Consider the following 1073-nt stretch of genomic DNA (forward strand, 5'->3'; position numbering starts at 1 on the left):
TTCTAAAAATTCTAAAAGAGAAGAAGATTGGATATTGCCATTGAGGGATAGAGTTATGTCTTGCATCGTATCTATATTCCAAAAACCCTCAGTTCCTCTAAACCCTACTATAAATTCATCTTTTTGTTTATCGTAAAACAAAGTAGCACTAAAGCCACTTGTAGTGTTAGGCTGATGAAATTGAACCTCATATCTTTGAATGAAATTTTTAGTCTGTAATTCTCCAAATTCTCCGTTGAGTTCACCTTTACTAATAAAACTATATTTTTGTCCGACCTTTTCTTTTTTTCCAGCTATTTTGCCATTATAGCTTAAGTTTAAAAGCTCATTTAAGGTAATAATAGTTTCATTTTCTTGCAATATACAATCTTTTAAATCAAAATAAAAATAACTAGCTTGTGCAAGTTCTGCATAATCTTTTAATTCATTGATTTTTTCTTGCAAAATTATCCTTTATTTAAATAATGACAAAAAAATATATAATGTAACATAAAAACTATTATGATAATAAAACATGTAATATAATATCGAAGCTATAGGATAATAAAGTAACAATAGCAATGCTATATACAAAAACTTTATTTCACAAAGAGAAAAAAAGCGATAAAGCATTAATAGAATTAAAGGAAAAATAATCCAACCTAGCATTACAAAAAATTCATACACTCTATTTGGATTATGCCCTACAGCAGGAGAAATAACAAACCCACTTATACAAAATACTACCCAAACAATATAAAACTTACGAAATGCACCCATTTATTTTCCTTTTTAATATTTTTAATAAAATTATTCTACTTTTTTAAAAATTAAAATATAGCTATATTAGGAAAATTCCAACCATAAACACTAGGGGAATTAAAAGTATAAACTTCATTAGGGCTAAAAGATAATTTGTCTTTATATTTAATATCGCAATATATCAAAGCCATTTGAGCTAAATACCCACCCAATGAATGTCCTACAAATATAATTCTTTTGTGTTTATTTTTGATTATTTTATTTACTTGTTCTAAAAATTCTAAAAGAGAAGAAGATTGGATATTGCCATTGAGGGATAGAGTTATGTCTTG

At 26.4% G+C, this 1073-nt stretch carries 1 protein-coding gene and 1 pseudogene; both read right to left on the bottom strand.

What is annotated here, in order from left to right; all coding sequences use genetic code 11:
• Positions 1-444, bottom strand: a pseudogene (locus BGS40_RS07480) (hypothetical protein); the annotation flags it as partial.
• Between the two features lie 365 nt (positions 445-809).
• On the bottom strand, positions 810-1073 hold a 264-nt coding region (locus BGS40_RS07490; protein ID WP_070317247.1), incomplete at its 5' end, for a lipase family protein.

Source organism: Campylobacter sp. 107, assembly GCF_002383835.1.
Lineage (GTDB): Bacteria > Campylobacterota > Campylobacteria > Campylobacterales > Campylobacteraceae > Campylobacter_D > Campylobacter_D jejuni.